This window comes from Halobaculum roseum (assembly GCF_019880245.1).
Taxonomy (GTDB): Archaea; Halobacteriota; Halobacteria; order Halobacteriales; family Haloferacaceae; genus Halobaculum; species Halobaculum roseum.
Window position 1 is genome coordinate 2,844,729 of the sequence record NZ_CP082286.1, and the last position, 16,386, is coordinate 2,861,114.

Genomic DNA, 16,386 nt, shown 5'->3' on the forward strand with positions numbered 1-16,386 from the left:
CAGGGTCCACCCCCGAGACACTCGTGACCGTCACAGCGTGGCTGCGCCGGAACCAGATCGCGGTGTACGCCGTCGCCGTCGCGTTCGCGGTCGCCGCCGCGGTCGGACGGCCGGACGCGGCGACGGGGTTGGATCGGGCGATCGACCCCGTGTTGGCGGTGTTACTGTACGTCACGTTCCTCGAGATCCCGTTCGTCCGGCTGCGCCGTGCGTTCACGAACGGCCGGTTCGTGGCGGCGGCGCTGGCGACGAACTTCCTCGCCGTCCCGGTCGTCGCGTGGGTGCTCACCCGGCCGATCGCGGGCGACCCGGTGATCCTCGTGGGGGCGCTGTTCGTCCTGTTGACGCCGTGTATCGACTACGTCATCGCCTTCACCGGGATCGCCGGGGGCGACGCCGAACAGCTCACCGCGACGACGCCGGTGTTGCTGTTGGCCCAGTTCGCGCTGCTGCCCGTCTACCTGTGGCTGTTCGCCGGCCCCGCCGCCGCGGCCGTCGTCGAGGTGGAGCCGTTCCTCGAGGCGTTCGCGACGCTGATCGCGGGGCCGCTGACGCTCGCGTGGGCGACGGAGGCGTGGGCCGAGGGCTGGGGGACGGGGCGGCGCGCGGAAACCGCGCTCGGCACGCTCCCGGTGCCGATGATGGCGCTGACGCTGTTCGTCGTGATCGCCTCGCAGCTCCCCCGTGTCCGCGCGTCGCTCGATCAGGTCGCGGCGGTCGTCCCGATCTACGTCGCGTTCCCGGTGGTGATGGTCGCGGTCGGTCGGGTCGCCGCAGAGGCGTTCGATCTCGACCTCGGCGAGAGCCGCGCGCTCGTGTTCACCGCCGTCACGCGGAACTCGCTGGTCGTGCTCCCGCTGGCGCTGGCGCTGCCCGACCGCTACGCGCTGGCGCCCGCGGTCGTCGTGACGCAGACGCTCGTCGAGTTGGCCTGGATGGTCGCGCTCACGCGCGCGGTGCCGCGGTGGGTGCTGCCGAGCACGGCTGCGGCGGGCGCACCCCACCCGGGCGAGGGCGGCGACTGACGCCCGGACCCCCCAGCCCGGCGCATCCGACCGGGCGAGCCGGGCCGCACGAACCGGGAACCATTATTCGCCGGCCGCCGAACCGTCGGCAATGCCCGAGTTCAACGCCTTCTTCGAGACGCTGCGCGCGCGCATCGACAGCAAGGACACCGTCGTCTCCGTGGGGCTGGACGCCGACATCGACCGGATCCCCGAACACCTGCTGGAGAAGGACCTCCCGCGGTGGGCGTTCAACCGCCGGATCATCGACGCGACCCACGAGTACGCCGCCTGCTACAAGCCCAACGCCGCCTTCTACGAGGACGCCGACGGCTGGCGCAGCCTGCGGGAGACGGTCGCGTACGCCCACGGCAAGGACGTGCCCGTCCTGCTCGACGCCAAGCGGGGCGACATCGGCAACACGGCCCGGAAGTACGCCGAGCTGCTGGAGCACGTCGACGCGATCACCGCGAACCCGTACATGGGCCGCGACTCGCTGGAGCCGTTCCTCTCGAAGGCCGACAAGGGCGTGTTCGTCCTCTGTCGCACCTCCAACCCCGGCGGCTCCGACCTGCAGGACCTGGAGCTCGCGTCGGGCGAGCCGCTGTACCGCCGCGTCGCCGCCCTCGCGGACCTGTGGAACGATCGGGGGAACGTGGGGCTCGTCGTCGGCGCGACCGCGCCCGAGGAGCTGGAGGAGCTTCGCGGGGAGGTCCCGGACCTGCCGTTCCTCGTCCCCGGCGTCGGCGCGCAGGGCGGCGACGCGGAGGCGGCCGTCGAGCACGGCCTCGCCGACGGCGTCGGCCTCGTCAACTCCTCGAGGGGGATCATCTTCGCCGGAGAAGACGCCGGCGAGGACTTCGCGAAGGCGTCGGGACAGGCGGCCAAACGGCTGCGCGACCGGCTGAACCGGTACCGCGAGTGACCGCGCGGTCAGCAGGAGCGACGCTCTCGGAGGGGGACCGTATATACGTGTTCGACGTACAGTAGGGGGTATGTCTCCCGGGGGACTCGCCGTCGTGTCGCTGGCGGTCCTCGCGGGCGCGACCGCGGTCGTCGTCGGCGCGTACGCCTGGCGCAACCGGGGGGAGCCGGGCGCGACGGCCTTCGCCGCGATGATGGGCGGCGTCGCCGTCTGGTCGGTGACGTACGGCGTCGCGCTCACCGTCTTCGACCCCGCCGTCCGGGTCGCGCTGGAGGTCCTCCTCGAGGTCGGGAAGGCGATCGTCGCGCCCGCGTGGCTGTTCTTCGCCCTCGGGTACACCGGACGCGGCGAGTACGTGACGCGGCGTCTCGTCGCCGCCCTGGCGGTTGTTCCCGTGTTCACGACGCTGCTGGTGGCGACAACGCCGTATCACGACCTGATGTGGGCGAACTACCGGATCGACCCCACGCTCGGCACCGCGACGGTCGCGTTCGACCCCGGCGCGTGGTTCTACCTCCACGCGGGGTTCGGCTGGGCGGTGATCGGCGCCGGGATGGTCTTCCTCCTCGAGCCGGTGATCTCCTACGGCGACCGCTACCGCGACCAGGGGCTGGCGCTCATCTTCGGCGCCGGCGTCAGCTTCGCCGCCCACGTGAAGGCCACGTTCTTCCTGCCGCCGGCGCCGGCGCTGGATCTCACGCCGCTCGTCCTCGCGGTCACCGGTGTGGTGTTCGGGGTCGCCCTGTTCCGGTTCGATCTGCTCGGGCTCCTCCCGGCGACACAGACGCTCGGGCGGCGCGCGGCAATCGAGGACGTCGGCGTCGGCCTCGTCGTCGTCGACGCCGCCGGGACGATCGTCGAGTTCAACGCAGCGGCACGTACCGTTCTCGGCGTCGACGGTGACGACGGCGACGGCGACGACGACGACAGTGACGGCGCCGTCGATAGCGACGACGGTCCCGCCGGGGCAGTGGCGGGGGAGCCGCTCGCCGCCCGGGTCTCCGGCGTCGACCTGGGGGCGGACGGACCACAGCGCATCGAGACGGCCGACGGCGACGGCTACCGCGTGTACGAGGCGACCGCCTCGCCCATCGGCGACCACACCGACCGGACCGTCGGCTACACCGTCACCTTCGCGGACGTGACCGACAGAGAGCTGCGACGCCAACGCCTGGAGGTGCTCAATCGCGTGCTCCGGCACAACCTCCGCAACGACATGACGGTCGTCGTCGGCAACGCGGACCTCCTGCTCGAACGGGTCGGCGACGACGAGCGCCCGCTCGCCGACGCGATCGCCAGGCGCGGGCGGGCGCTCCAGCGGCTCGGCGAGAAGGCGCGCGACGCCGAGGACGTGCTGGCGGACGACGTTCCCGTCCGCGAGGTCTCGGTCGACGACCTGTGTGCGGGGCTGGTCACCCGCGCCCGCGACTCGTACCCGGAGGCGTCCGTCGACGTGCGCGTCGCCGACGGGCTCACGGTGTCCGTTCGGGCGACGGTGCTGGAGACGGTGCTGTGGAACCTCGTCGAGAACGCGCTCGAACACGGGTCGGACGTGGCCGTCCGGCTCTCGGCGCGGACGACCGACGCGGGCGTCGCGTTCGCCGTCGCGGACGACGGCCCGGGGATCCCGGAGACGGAGTTGGAGAGCATCCGGGCCGGAACCGAGACCGCCCTGACCCACGGCAGCGGGCTCGGGCTGTGGGTCGTCCGCTGGGGGACGCGCGTGCTCGGCGCCGACCTCTCCTTCGAGGAACGCGAGCCGACCGGCACCGTCGTCACGGTGACGCTTCCGCACGCCGACCGAGGGGACTCGGGGTCGGGAACGCGAGCCGGCGACGGCGAACCGAACTGATCTCGACTTCTCGGGTCTCAGGATACGGCTCGCGCGCACCGGTCACGGCATCGACGCGGCGCAGTCGGCGCAGACGCCGTGTTCGTCGTCCCAGTGGCTCTCACAGACAGCAGTCCCACAGCGCGGACACGTGTGAGACGCTTCCGCCCGTTCGCAGATCTGACAGAGGCCGGTGACGCTCATGGCTGGTGTCGTGTTCGGACGTGGGTGCGCTCCGACTTGGGCGCTCCGGGGATGCGCGCGGGACGGGAACGGGCGGTCGGAGAGGCGGCCGCCCGGAGGAGCGGCGGCGAGGGGTTTACGGTCCGGCGCCGCCGATCGAGGGTGTGGACCGCGACGTACTCCTGCTCGGGATCGCCGCCGTGCTCGCCGGCCTGACGGCCACCCTCGCGATGCTGGGGATCGCGTACTCGCCGTTCGTGTTCCTCGCGGCGCTCCCGACCGGCGCGGCCGCCTACTTCCTCTGGTATCAGGCGTCCGGCCGACTGAAGGAGGACATGCGCTCGCGCGCGGCCGGTCGGCGGTCGGCCCGGGGAGCCGGCGAGGGCGCGCCCGGCGGCGACTCCCGGTTCGCCCGCGAGGCCCGCGCCCGGATGGGCGACGGCGGCCGCGTGGGCCCCCGCGGCACCGACGGGCGGGACGCGCGAACGCGCGGTCGCGGGCCGACGGGCGGCGCCGCGATGACCGGGAACTCGGGGATGCCGCCCGGCGACGCGCGCCGAACGCTCGGCGTCGACGCCGACGCCTCCGGGTCGGAGGTGAAGGCCGCCTACCGCGACCGCGTGAAGGAGACGCACCCGGACTCCGGCGGCGACGAGGAGGAGTTCAAGCGGGTGAACCGCGCATACGAGACCCTGAAGGGCGACTGACGCGCTCGGTCGGTCGCTCTCCCCGCCGCTATTGTGCCATTGGGTGGCACACACGTGAAAACCGTTATACCCGCCCACCGCTACCCGTCGGTCATGGGCGCTGACCGGGCCGTGCTCACACGGACCATCGAGCGCGGCGAGGAGGAGGGCGGGAACGTCGAGTTCAAGACCCGCCTCACGCGGGAGGTCCATCTCGCGGAGGGCCGCATGGAGTCGCTGGCCGCACAGCTTCGCCACCGGGTGCTCTCGGGCGACGGCGAGGCGCTGTACGTGATCGGCGTCACCGACGACGGGGGGATCGCCGGCATCGCGCCGACGGCCTTCTCGGAGTCGATGGACGTGCTCTCCCTGCTCGCGGAGGAGGCCGACGCCCACATCCACGAGGTGGAGACGTGGGCCGCCGGCGACGGCGAGGCCGCGGGCGGGCTCGTGGGGCTGGCGACGATCCGCGAGGGCGCGGCGTTCGAGGCCGACGACGACCACATCGTCGTCGGCACGGCGGGCCACGTCGATCACGGCAAGTCGACGCTCGTGGGCACGCTCGTCACCGGACAGGCCGACGACGGCGAGGGCGGCACCCGCTCGTACCTCGACGTGCAGCCCCACGAGATGGACCGCGGCCTCTCGGCCGACCTCAGCTACGGCGTCTACGGCTTCGACGACGAGGGGCCGGTCCGCATGGACAACCCCGACCGGAAGACCGACCGCGCGCGGGTGGTCGAGGAGGCGGACAGGCTCGTCTCGTTCGTCGACACCGTCGGCCACGAGCCGTGGCTCAGGACGACGATCCGCGGGCTCGTCGGCCAGAAGCTCGATTACGGACTCCTGACGGTCGCCGCCGACGACGGGCCGACGAAGACGACCCGAGAGCACCTCGGCATCCTGCTCGCGATGGAGCTCCCCACGATCGTCGCGGTCACCAAGGTCGACGCGCCCCCCGAGGACCGCGTCCTCGAGGTCGAACGCGAGGTCGAGTCGATGCTCCGGGACGTGGGCAAGACCCCGCTGCTGGTGGAGCGCCACGGCGTCGCGACCGCCGTCGAGGAGATCGGCGACGGGATCGTGCCCGTGTTGCTCACCTCGGCGGTGACGCAGGAGGGACTGGGCGAACTCGACCGGATGCTGGAGCACCTCCCCAAACGCGAGGACGACGCCGACGGCGACTTCCGGATGTACGTCGACCGCTCGTACGACGTGAAGGGCGTCGGCGCGGTCGCCTCCGGCACCATCCGCTCGGGCGAGGTGGAGGCGGGCGACGAGCTCCTGCTGGGACCGATGCCCGACGGCTCCTTCCGCGAGGTCGAGGTGCGCTCCATCGAGATGCACTACCACCGCGTCGACAAGGCGCGCGCGGGCCGCATCGTCGGCATCGCGCTCAAGGGCGTGAAGGAGTCGGCGGTCGAACGCGGGATGGCGCTGGTGCCGCGGGACGCCGATCCGCGACCGGTTCGCTCGTTCGACGCCGAGGTGATGGTGCTCAACCACCCCACCCGGATCCAGGAGGGGTACGAGCCGGTCGTCCACCTAGAGACCGTCAGCGAGGCCGCGGTGTTCCACCCCGAGGGCGGTCGGCTGCTCCCCGGCGACACCGGGGAGACGGAGGTGCGGTTCAAGTTCCAGCCGTATCTCGTCGAGGAGGGCCAACGGTTCGTCTTCCGGGAGGGCCGGAGCAAGGGCGTCGGCACCGTCACGGGCGTGCGGTACGCCGACGAGTGACCGTCGGCTCGACGCCGGAGGATCCGCCGGCGCCTGTGTTCAGTCGCGCACCGTCACGTAGGCGTTCCTGATCAGTTCCGGGAGGTTCCCGAGGATCGCCCGCGGCGCGCCGCGTCTGGCCCCGTCGAGCGCCCGCGCCAGCGCGTCCGCGGCGTCCCGATGGACTCCGGGGCCGTGGCCGACGAGAACCCGCTCAACCGGGAGTCCGCCGAGCGAGTCCGTCGGGGGCGACAGTCTGAGGTGCGGCATCACCGCCAACCGCTCCCCCGGGTTCGTGTGTGAGGCCATCGTGGTCAGCGCGTCCCCGACGACGAGCGTCGCCCGGCCGGGGTGGTACAGCGCTATCTCCCGCCAGAGCTTGCTCACGACGGGCACGGTACGGAAGCCCGTATCGGCGGGGTCGCCGGTGAACCCCGTCGCCGTCCCGTCGCCCCCGAGGTCGCCGGGGTCGCCGAGGTGCTCGTGAACGAACACCGGAACGCCGTGGCGATCCGCTATCCGCGCGGCGTGGCGACCGTGGTTGTCGCTGAGTGCGAGGACACCGGCGACGGTTCCGAGCTCGGCGATCTCGTCGTCGAGCCCGTTCGCGTCGACCGGGTCGACCAACCAGACCGCGCGGCCGTCTCTCCTGTCGCCGTCCGCCGCGCCGACGGCGATCGCGTGCCCGGTCCGTTGGAACTCCTCGTCCGGGTGGGCGACCCACGAGAACCCGTGGCTCCACCGGTCGAGGAACGCGAGTCCGTCGCCGACGCCGTCTCGCTTCAGCGGCACGGGCGCGTCGTCGCGGTCGGCGGATAAGTAGTCGACGGCTCCGTGGGCGCCGGACCGAGCGGGCGACGGGTTGGTCGTTAGACGGCGTCCCCGCCGTCGCGGTCGTCGCGTATCAGCTCCGTCAGCGACGCCACCCTCGTCGCCCTGTCAGGAAGCGGGTCACGGTCGCCCACCACGACCGCCCCCATCCCTGCCGCGAGCGCGCCCGCCGCGTCGGACTCGGGCGAGTCGCCGACGTGGACCGCGTCCGCGGCGGCGACGCCGAGCGCCGACACCCCGACCTCGAACGCCTCGACGGCGGGTTTCGCGGGCGCGTCGTGGCCGGCGAACACCACGTCGACGGCGCGGTCCTCCAGGCCGACCGCGCGCGCTTTCTCGGCCTGTGCGTCCGGCGGGCCGTTGGTGACGACGGCGTAGGGAACGCCGCGGGCGTCGAGCGCCTCCAGCAGATCGCGTGCGCCCGGCCGCCACGACACGTTCGCGTGGTCGCGCTCGTCGGCGAACGCCGCCGCCACCGCCCGTCCGAGGTCCGGGTCGCGACCGCGGTCCGCACAGAGCGCCGCGAAGCATTCCGCCCGGAGGTCCGCCATCGTGCCGGTCCGGTCGTTGAACTCGGCGAAGCGGTCGTAGTAGGCCTCGACAGGGAACACAGGGTCGACGCCAATGTCGTCGAAGGCGGCCGCCAGCACCTCCCCCGGCGACCGCCGGTAGGACACGAGCGTGTCGTCGAGGTCGAACGTCACGGCCGCGGCCTCGTCCAACGGGGGCGCGACCTCCGGCGGGTCCGCGTTCTCAGCCATCGGCGTCCTCGCTCGCGCGCTCTCGGAGGTCGCGAAGCCGGTCGGTCGCGACGTACGCGTCGCCGCGTCTTTCGGCGAGGTCGAGCAGGACGAACCACGCGAGGTGACGCTCGACGCGCTCGCGCCACACCGACTCCCAGTCGTCCGTCCGGTACCGCTCCCAGTTCGGGACGCGGTCGACGAACGCCGCGAACGCCTCGTCCGCGGCGAGGCCGTTCGCCTCGTCGGGATCGCTCTCCCTATCGGGATCGCTCTTCCCCTCCGCGTCGGCCGCGAGGAGCGCGTCGGCCACGTCGCCGGCGCCGTACACGCCAGTGAGGAACTGCTCGCGCAGGTACGCCGGCGTCGGGTCCGCCCGGAGTCGCTTGAACCCGTCCTCGGTCTCGTCGGCGAGATCGAGCGCTCGGAGGAACGTGAGCCACGTCCGGGCCACGTCGCGCGAACGGAGGCCCAGCCGTCGCATCAGCCTGGCACAGCAGTCGTCCTCGCTGCCCGGGACGAGCGGCACGGCCGCCTGCGCGTCGGCGACGAACGCGACCGTGTCGGGCGCCTCCGGGACGAGTTTGAACTTCATCGCCGGCGACGGTTCACCGGTAGTCGAACGACTCCGCGAGCAGGTCCTCGCGCGTCTCGCCGAGCGCGTACGTCGGCCCGTCGAGCACGTCGACGGTGACTTCGGCGGGCGCGAACACCGACTCGTCGAGCTCGTAGAAGTCGTAGTCGGCGTCGGCGAACACGTCCGCGAACGGGCGGCCGTGTTCGTCGGCCGCGCTGGAGGGTATCTCGTCGAAGCGGTCGAACTCCTCCGCGACGGTGAGGTGGACCTCGCCGCCGTACGCGAGCGCGTCGTTCGTCCGGCCCATCGCCTCGGTCTCGTCGTAGCTGACTGGCGCCACCGGCGCCGAGCCCGCGACCGACTTGACGTGCTCGGGGTCGTAGCCCAGCTCGAACAGGCGGAAGACGGCGAGTTCGGCCGCGCGCGCCGCCGCCGTCACGCTGCCCGCGGTGGAGCCGAGCGCCGTCGTCGGGAGGAAGACGGCCTGCTCGTTCACGTTCGCCTTCTCCGCGACGTGCTCGACCACCTCGTCGTCGGGGAGCGTCGCGCTCTCGACGCACAGGACGGTGAGGTCGAACTCGTCGTAGTACCCCAGCGCCTGGAACTCGCGCTCCTCGCCCACGAGCGCGCGGGCCGGGCCGGAGCCGAGACCCGAGAAGTGCTCCGTCTCCAGTTCCCAGCCGGCCTTCTGACAGCCGAGCAGCGCGATCCCGGGGTGGTCGGTCGTCAGCTCCACGTACGGCGTCGGCGAGTCGTCGACGCGGCCCATCCGTGTTTGCAGGGTCGCGAGCCCCGCCGTCTGGATCTCGGCGAGGAGGAGGCCGGCCTCGAGGCCGCCGTCGGCCTCGACGCCGAAGTCGACGACGGTCGCGCCGGAATCGAGCTCGTAGCCGGCGATGTTGAGTTCGTCGGCGAAGTCGAGCGCCTCGTCGACCAGCTCCACCGCCATGCGATTGAGGCTGTCCATGGGCGGGCTTGGTCGGCATCCGGGTTAAGTTCGGTCTTGTGCGGATCCGGGGGTGTCGGTACGATCCCTGTGGGTGCGATCGGAACCGTGTCTGGTGGCGTGGAGCCGACCGCGGAAGCCCCCGCCGCTCCCGACTCGGTGCGGGCGCTGTGCTCCTCGGCTCACTCGCTCCGCTCGTTCGCCTGCGGTGCTCGACGCTCCGCGCCTTCGTCGGGAGCGACGGCCCCTTCCATTCCCACCCGTGGTTCGGACGGGCTGAGCGTCGGCGTCGTCCAACCGGTGTGTACGATGGTTGAGGGCTTTCCACGCCAACGGGACGGGACGAGACAGGTAGAACACGTCGGAGGGGACCGTGCGAAAACACCGACAGAGTCCCCGAGTATCGAGCGTCTCGCCACGTTCAGGAGCGGAGCGGCACAGGACCGCTCCGCCGTTTCACCGGGGTCTCCCTGCGGTCGACCCCGCCTCAGTCGTCGCTCGCGACGCCCGCGCCGAACTCCGCGGTCGCGGCGCCGCCCTCGGCGGCGTCGGGGAGCTGTTCGCGCACGTCGTCGCCGCGGCCCTCCGCGATGACCTCCGCGTAGGCATCGGGGAGCACCCGGGTGAACTCGCCGACGACCGACTCCCAGTCGTCGAGGAGTTCGCGCGCGCGGTCGCTGTCGGTGCGCGCGAGGTGGTTCTCGACCAAGCGACGAAGCATCCCCTCGTCCTGGTCGGTCAGCTCCGCCGAGAGGCTCACCATCCCCGTGTTCGTTTTCGCGGCCAGTTCGTCGTCCGGGTCGTGGACGTACGCGACGCCGCCGGACATCCCCGCGGCGAAGTTGCGGCCGACCTCGCCCAGCACCGCGACGACGCCGCCGGTCATGTACTCGCAGCCGTGGTCGCCGACGCCCTCGACGACCGCCTTCACGCCGGAGTTGCGCACGGCGAAGCGCTCGCCGGCGACGCCGTTGACGTACGCCTCGCCGTCGGTGGCGCCGTACAGCGCGACGTTGCCGACGAGGACGTTCTCGTCGGGCTCGAAGGCGGCGTCCTCGGGCGTCTGGACGACGACCGTGCCGCCCGAGAGGCCCTTGCCGACGTAGTCGTTGGCGGCCCCGACGAGGTGGGCGTCCACGCCCGCCGCGAGGAACGCGCCGAACGACTGGCCCGCCTCGCCGCGGAAGTCCAGATCGAGCGTGCCGGCGGGGAGGCCGTCCTCGCCGTGGGCCTGCGAGATGCGGTTCGACAGGGTGGCGCCGACCGCGCGGTCGGTGTTGTCCACGTCCGCGGCGAGCGCGGCCGGCTCGCCCGACTCGACGTTGTCGCCGAGTTCGTCGAGCAGTTCCCAGTCGAGCGCCTCCGCGAGGTCGGGGTGGTCCTGCTCGCGCACCTTGTGGCGCGGGCCGTCGTCGTTCGGCTCGGCGATGAGCGCCGACAGGTCGAGCTTCTTCGCCTTCGGGTGGTCGATCTCCCGCTGGGAGAGGCACTCGACCCGGCCGACCATCTCGTCGACGGTCGCGAACCCGAGGTCGGCCATGATCTCCCGCAGCTCCTGTGCGATGAACTGCATGTAGTTGATGACGTGCTCGGGCTCGCCGGGGAACCGATCCCGCAGGTCCTCGCGCTGGGTGGCGACGCCGACCGGGCAGGTGTTCTGGTGGCACTGCCGGGCCATCACGCAGCCGGAGGAGACGAGCGCGGCGGTCCCGAACGCGAACTCCTCGGCGCCCAGCAGCGCGGCGACGGCCACGTCGCGGCCGGTCTTGAGCCCGCCGTCCGCGGAGACGGTGATCCGGTCGCGCAGGCCGGTCGCCCGGAGCATCTGGTTCGCCTCCGCGACGCCCAGTTCCCACGGGAGCCCGGCGTTCTTGATCGAGGTCTTCGGCGACGCCCCCGTGCCGCCGGAGTGACCCGAGATGTGGACCACATCGGCTTCCGCCTTGGCGACGCCGGCGGCGATGGTGCCGATGCCGGCCTCCGAGACGAGCTTCACGTTGATGTCGGCCTCGGGGTTTGCCGCCTTCAGGTCGTAGATGAGCTGCTTGAGGTCCTCGATGGAGTAGATGTCGTGCAGCGGCGGGGGCGAGATGAGTCCGACGCCGGGCGTCGAGTAGCGCACGTGCGCGATGTACTCGTTCACCTTCGCGCCGGGGAGGTGGCCGCCCTCGCCGGGCTTGGACCCCTGGGCCATCTTGATCTGGATCTCCTCGGCGTTCGCGAGGTAGTTCGAGGTGACGCCGAAGCGACCCGAGGCGACCTGCTTCACGCTGCAGTTGCGTTCCGTGTCGAAGCGCTCGGGCGGCTCGCCCCCCTCGCCGGTGTTCGACTTCGCGCCCAGGCGGTTCATCGCGATCGCGTTGTTCTCGTGTTGCTCGGGCGAGAGGCTCCCGAGGCTCATCGCGGCCGTCGAGAAGCGCTCGGCGATGTCGCCGACGGCCTCGACGTCCTCGACCGGAATGGACTCGCGGTCGTTGTCGATGTCCAGCAGGTTCCGGAGTTCAGCGGGCTCGTCGGGGTCGTTTACCTGGGCGGCGAACTCGTCCCACGCCTCGCGGTCGCCCTCGCGGACGGCGGTGTGGAGCGCGTTCACCGAGTGGGGGTTCCAGCCGTGTTTGATCCCCGACGAGCGGTTCTCGTACTCCCCCTGCGTCTCCAGCTCGGGGTCCTCCCCGAAGCCGACCTCGTAGCGCTCGCGCAGGTCCGACTCGATCTCCGGGAGGCCGATCCCCTCGGTCCGGATCTCGGTGCCCTCGAAGTACTCGCGCACTAGGTCGGAGTCGAGGCCGACCGCCTCGAAGATCTGCGCGCCCTGGTAGGACTCGACCGTCGAGATGCCCATCTTCGCCATCGTCTTCAGCAGCCCCATCTCCAGGGCGTCGCGGTAGGCCGACAGCGACTCCTCCTCGTCGGCGCCGTCGGGGCCCGCGACGATGTCGCGGACGGTGTCGTACGCGAGGTACGGGCACACCGCACCGGCGCCGTAGCCGACGAGACACGCCACGTGGTGAACCTCGCGGGGGTCGCCCGACTCGACGACCAGACCGGCGCGGGCGCGCAGCCCCTCGCGCACGAGGTGGTGGTGGACCGCGCCCGTCGCCAGCAGGCTGGGGACGTGCATCCGGTCGGGGCCCATGTCGCGATCCGACAGGACGACCACGTCGGCGCCGTCGCGGACCGCGTCGGCGGCGGCCGCGCGCAGGTCCTCGACGGCCGTCCGGAGGTCGTCCTCGGGGTCGAACGTCATGTCGAGCGTGACCGACGTGAGGTCGCCGTCGGTCGCCGTCTCCAGGTCCCGCAGCGTCTCGGTCTCCGCCTCGGTCAGGACCGGCGAGTCGTTGACGACCTGCCGGGCGTGTTCGGGCGTCTCCCCGAGGAGGTTGCGCTGGGGGCCCAGCCGCGTCTCCATCGAGGTAACGAGCTCCTCGCGGATGTAGTCGATCGGCGGGTTCGACACCTGCGCGAACAGCTGCTTGAAGTACGTGAACAGCGGGCGGTCGAACTCCGAGAGGACCGACAGCGGCGTGTCGTCGCCCATCGAGCCGACCGGATCCTTCCCCTGCTCGGCCATCGGGCCGATGAGGTGGTTCAGTTGGTCGGTCGTGTAGCCGAAGGCCGCCTGCTTGCTCCGGAGGTGGTCGTCGGGCCCCGTCTCGGGCGACGGGTCCGCGTCGGCGGTCACGTCCGCGAGGTCGCGCTGCTCGGCGTCGACCCACTCGCCGTACTTCTCGTCGGTGAGGTCGGCGAACACCTCCTCGTCGTCGAGGACGCGGCCCTCGGAGCGGTCGGCGACGAACGTCTCGCCCGGGCGGAGGCGGCCGCGCTCGCGGACCTCGTCGGGGTCGTGTTCGAGCGCGCCGACCTCGCTACCCATCACGAGGCGGTTGTCGGTCGTCACGTCGTAACGGCACGGTCGGAGCCCGTTACGGTCGAGCACGCCCGCGACGCGATCGCCGTCGAAGCCGATGACCAGCGCGGGGCCGTCCCACGGCTCGACCAGCGAGGCGTGGTAGTCGTAGAAATCGCGGCGGGACTCGCTCATCGCGTCGTCCTTGCGGTACGCCTCCGGGATCATCATCCGCAGCGCGTGCGGGAGGTCGCGGCCGCCCTGGAGGAGCAGATCGAGCGTCTCGTCGACGGAGGCGGTGTCCGACTGGTTGGGGTCCGAGATGATCGGTCGAACGGCGTCGAGCTCCTCGTCGGTGAAGCCGCCGTCCGCGAGGTCCGACTGCCGGGCGCGCATCCAGTTGACGTTCCCCTGGATTGTGTTGAACTCGCCGTTGTGGACGATGTTGCGGTACGGATGCGCGAGGTGCCACGCGCCGAGCGTGTTCGTCGAGAAGCGCGCGTGCACCAGCGCGACCCCCGACGTGAGCCGGTCGTCGCGCAGGTCGGGGTAGTAGGCGTCGATCTGGTCGGCCTTCAACAGCCCCTTGTAGACGACGCGCCGGCGGTCGAGCGAACAGACGTAGAAGCGCTCGCCGGCGAGGTCATCCGCGGCCGACTCGAGGGCGCGGCGGGCGACGTACAGCCGTCGGTCGAACGTCCCCTCGTCGAGGTCGGCGCCGTCGGCGGGCGCGACGAACGCCTGCCACACGTCCGGCTCCGAGTCGAGCGCCGTCTTCCCCAGATCGGCGCCCGCGGCGTCCGTCGGCACGTCGCGCCACGCGAACACGTCGAGGTCATACTCCGCGAGCGTCGACTCGAACAGCGCCGCCAGGTCCTCGCGAGCGTCGTCGTCGGTCGGCATGAACACCGACCCCACCGCGTACGTCTCGGGGAGGTCGCCGACGACGGCCTCGAAGAACTCGTCGGGCCGTTCGACCATGATGCCGGCGCCGTCGCCGGTGTTCTGTTCCGCGCCCGTCGTGCCCCGGTGTTCCAGGTTCTCCAGCAGGTCGAGTGCGTCCGATACTACTTCGTGTGATCGCCCGCCGTCGAGGTCGACGACGGCTCCCACACCACAGTTCGAGCGCTCGTCACTGGGGTCCGCCAGGCCCCCGACGCGCGCCGACGCGTCCGGCTCAGTCATGGATGCCGGTTCTCGCGTCCCGGGTAAAGGGTTGACCCTAAACGGCTAAGGGTGTGTTATTGGCATATTAGGATGATATAGGATGACAGTATCCTCTCGGACGACCGTGAACGATCCGATCGCGGGACGGCACGCTGTGACTCGAATTCGAGTTGTTGTTCGAAAAACGGATCGTCGGACCGGTCGCGACGAACCGTGGGTCAGTACGACTTCGCGAAGTACGCCGTTCGCGTCGCGTCGTCGTCACAGACCGCGCAGGTGTCGTCGTGGTCGGTTCCGTGGCGGTCGTCGTCCTCCTCGAAGGGGACCATCACGATCTCGGCGGCGATCTGGTCTTTGATCTCGTCCTCGCATTCCTCGTCGCCGCACCAGGGCGCCTTCACGTAGCCGCCGTGCTGGCCGATGGTGCCGAGGATCTCGTCGCGCGAGTCGGCCTCGCGCACCTCGCCCTCCAGGTTCTCCTCTGCGGCGGCGTACAGCTTCGCGTACACCTCGTCGAGGTGCTCGCGGGTCGTCTCCGCGATCCCCTCGCGGTCGACGGTCGACTGTTCGCCGTCGGGACGGTGGACGACCGTGACCTCGTCGTCTTCGACCTCGTAGGGGCCGATCTCGAAGCGGACGGGGATCCCGTTGAGCTCGTGTTCGTTGAACTTGAAGCCGGGGTTGCGCGTGTCGCGGTCGTCGAGTTCGACGCGGATCCCCGCCTCCTCGAGCTCCTCGGCGACGCCCTCGGCGTACCCGAGCACCTCGTCTTTGGTGTCCTCCTGCCAGATGGGCACGATCGCGACCTGGGTGGGCGCGACGGTGGGGGGAAGCACCAGTCCCTGGTCGTCGGAGTGGGTCATGATCAGCGCGCCCAGCGCGCGCCAGGACAGTCCCCACGAGGTCGTGTGCGCGTGGCGTTCGGCCTCGTCCTCGTCGGAGTAGGTGATGTCGAACGCCTCCGCGAAGCTCGTCCCGAGGTAGTGGGAGGTGCCGCCCTGCACGGACTTGCCGTCGGGCATGAGCGCCTCGACGGTCGTCGTCGTGTCCGCGCCGGGGAACTTGTCGTGGTCGGGCTTCTGTCCGCGGAGGACGGGGATCGCGAGGAAGTCCTCGTACACCGACTCGTACTGGTCGAGGCGCGTCATCGTCTCGTCCCAGGCGCCGTCGCGGTCGGCGTGTGCGGTGTGGCCCTCCTGCCAGAGGAACTCCTTCGTGCGGAAGAACGGCTTCGTCTCCGTCGCCTCCCAGCGCACGACCGAGCACCACTGGTTCACGCGGAGGGGCAGGTCGCGGTGGCTCCGCACCCACTGGCTGATGTAGGGCGTGATGATCGACTCGGAGGTGGGCCGGACGGCGAGCCGTTCCTCCAGCTCGTCGTGGCCGCCGTGGGTCACCCACGCGACCTCGGGGTCGAAGCCCTCGACGATGTCCTTCTCGGCCTCGAGGTACGACTCGGGGATGAACAGCGGGAAGTAGGCGTTCTGCACCCCGGTGTCCTTGAACTTCGCGTCGAGAAAGCCCTGCAGGCGCTCCCACAGCGCGTACCCGCGGGGTCGGGTGATGATGAACCCTGACATCCCCTCGGGCGCGTAGTTCGCGAGGCCGGCCTTCTTGACGACCTCGGCGTACCACTCGCCGGTCTCGTACTCCTTCGACTTCGTGATCCCCAACTCCTGGTCGTCGTCGCCGGAGTCGGCGGATTCGTGTTCGCTCATACTCGTGGATATCGGACTGCCGTCTTAAACTCGGTGCGATCGGTCCGCCGGCGTGTGCGGTGGGGAGAAGGATGGATGCGTGGCTACGCGCCACGCGGCGGAACCGGGAGGCGAACGCGCCGCTCGCGGCGACGACGGACTGCGATCGAGGCGCGGCGAGCAGCGCTCATGCCCGAGTCGACCGGCGCCGTGGACAAGAGGGTTCCCCCGCCGTG

At 71.3% G+C, this 16,386-nt stretch carries 11 protein-coding genes; 5 read left to right on the plus strand and 6 right to left on the minus strand.

Annotated elements, in window-relative coordinates; genetic code table 11:
- The first annotated feature begins 23 nt into the window (after positions 1-23).
- The 5 genes from K6T36_RS14590 to K6T36_RS14610 all read left to right on the plus strand — a co-directional run bounded on the left by K6T36_RS14590 (position 24) and on the right by K6T36_RS14610 (position 6,366).
- Entirely contained in the window at positions 24-1,025 is a 1,002-nt protein-coding gene (locus K6T36_RS14590) for an arsenic resistance protein (RefSeq protein ID WP_222921915.1), read from the plus strand.
- Between the two features lie 91 nt (positions 1,026-1,116).
- Entirely contained in the window at positions 1,117-1,929 is an 813-nt protein-coding gene (pyrF, locus tag K6T36_RS14595; protein ID WP_222921916.1) for an orotidine-5'-phosphate decarboxylase, read from the plus strand.
- Positions 1,930-1,999: 70 nt separating this feature from the next.
- The gene (locus tag K6T36_RS14600; protein WP_222921917.1) at positions 2,000-3,781 is read left to right on the plus strand and encodes a sensor histidine kinase; all 1,782 of its coding nucleotides are present in this window, start codon (positions 2,000-2,002) and stop codon (positions 3,779-3,781) included.
- 326 nt (positions 3,782-4,107) lie between these two features.
- Positions 4,108-4,650, plus strand: coding sequence for a J domain-containing protein (locus K6T36_RS14605; RefSeq protein WP_222921918.1), 543 nt, complete (start codon positions 4,108-4,110; stop codon positions 4,648-4,650).
- A 93-nt stretch (positions 4,651-4,743) separates the two neighbouring features.
- Positions 4,744-6,366, plus strand: coding sequence for a GTPBP1 family GTP-binding protein (locus K6T36_RS14610; RefSeq protein ID WP_222921919.1), 1,623 nt, complete (start codon positions 4,744-4,746; stop codon positions 6,364-6,366).
- 39 nt (positions 6,367-6,405) lie between these two features.
- On the opposite strand, the gene K6T36_RS14615 is transcribed toward K6T36_RS14610, so the two are convergent.
- The 6 genes from K6T36_RS14615 to proS all read right to left on the minus strand — a co-directional run bounded on the left by K6T36_RS14615 (position 6,406) and on the right by proS (position 16,171).
- Positions 6,406-7,137, minus strand: a complete 732-nt coding sequence (locus K6T36_RS14615; RefSeq protein ID WP_222921920.1) for an MBL fold metallo-hydrolase — start codon at positions 7,135-7,137, stop codon at positions 6,406-6,408.
- A 77-nt stretch (positions 7,138-7,214) separates the two neighbouring features.
- On the minus strand, positions 7,215-7,937 hold the full coding sequence (locus K6T36_RS14620) for an HAD family hydrolase (RefSeq protein ID WP_222921921.1): 723 nt from the start codon (positions 7,935-7,937) through the stop codon (positions 7,215-7,217).
- The gene (locus tag K6T36_RS14625) at positions 7,930-8,511 is read right to left on the minus strand and encodes a double winged helix-containing putative transcriptional regulator (RefSeq protein ID WP_222921922.1); all 582 of its coding nucleotides are present in this window, start codon (positions 8,509-8,511) and stop codon (positions 7,930-7,932) included. The genes K6T36_RS14620 and K6T36_RS14625 overlap by 8 nt, the downstream gene beginning before the upstream one ends.
- A 13-nt stretch (positions 8,512-8,524) precedes the next feature.
- On the minus strand, positions 8,525-9,460 hold the full coding sequence (mch, locus tag K6T36_RS14630; RefSeq protein ID WP_222921923.1) for a methenyltetrahydromethanopterin cyclohydrolase: 936 nt from the start codon (positions 9,458-9,460) through the stop codon (positions 8,525-8,527).
- A gap of 466 nt (positions 9,461-9,926) precedes the next feature.
- The gene (gltB, locus tag K6T36_RS14635) at positions 9,927-14,471 is read right to left on the minus strand and encodes a glutamate synthase large subunit (RefSeq protein WP_222921924.1); all 4,545 of its coding nucleotides are present in this window, start codon (positions 14,469-14,471) and stop codon (positions 9,927-9,929) included.
- Between the two features lie 200 nt (positions 14,472-14,671).
- Positions 14,672-16,171 carry a proline--tRNA ligase gene (gene proS / locus K6T36_RS14640; protein WP_222921925.1) on the minus strand — a complete coding sequence of 500 codons (1,500 nt, stop codon included), beginning with the start codon at positions 16,169-16,171 and terminating at the stop codon, positions 14,672-14,674.
- Positions 16,172-16,386: the final 215 nt, after the last annotated feature.

Coding starts and splice junctions, on each gene's coding strand:
- pyrF (WP_222921916.1), top strand. CDS start 1,117: ATGCCCGAGTTCAACGCCTTCTTCGAGACGCTGCGCGCGCGCATCGAC.
- K6T36_RS14600 (WP_222921917.1), top strand. CDS start 2,000: ATGTCTCCCGGGGGACTCGCCGTCGTGTCGCTGGCGGTCCTCGCGGGC.
- K6T36_RS14610 (WP_222921919.1), top strand. CDS start 4,744: ATGGGCGCTGACCGGGCCGTGCTCACACGGACCATCGAGCGCGGCGAG.
- K6T36_RS14620 (WP_222921921.1), bottom strand. CDS start 7,937: ATGGCTGAGAACGCGGACCCGCCGGAGGTCGCGCCCCCGTTGGACGAG.
- K6T36_RS14625 (WP_222921922.1), bottom strand. CDS start 8,511: ATGAAGTTCAAACTCGTCCCGGAGGCGCCCGACACGGTCGCGTTCGTC.
- mch (WP_222921923.1), bottom strand. CDS start 9,460: ATGGACAGCCTCAATCGCATGGCGGTGGAGCTGGTCGACGAGGCGCTC.
- gltB (WP_222921924.1), bottom strand. CDS start 14,471: ATGACTGAGCCGGACGCGTCGGCGCGCGTCGGGGGCCTGGCGGACCCC.
- proS (WP_222921925.1), bottom strand. CDS start 16,171: ATGAGCGAACACGAATCCGCCGACTCCGGCGACGACGACCAGGAGTTG.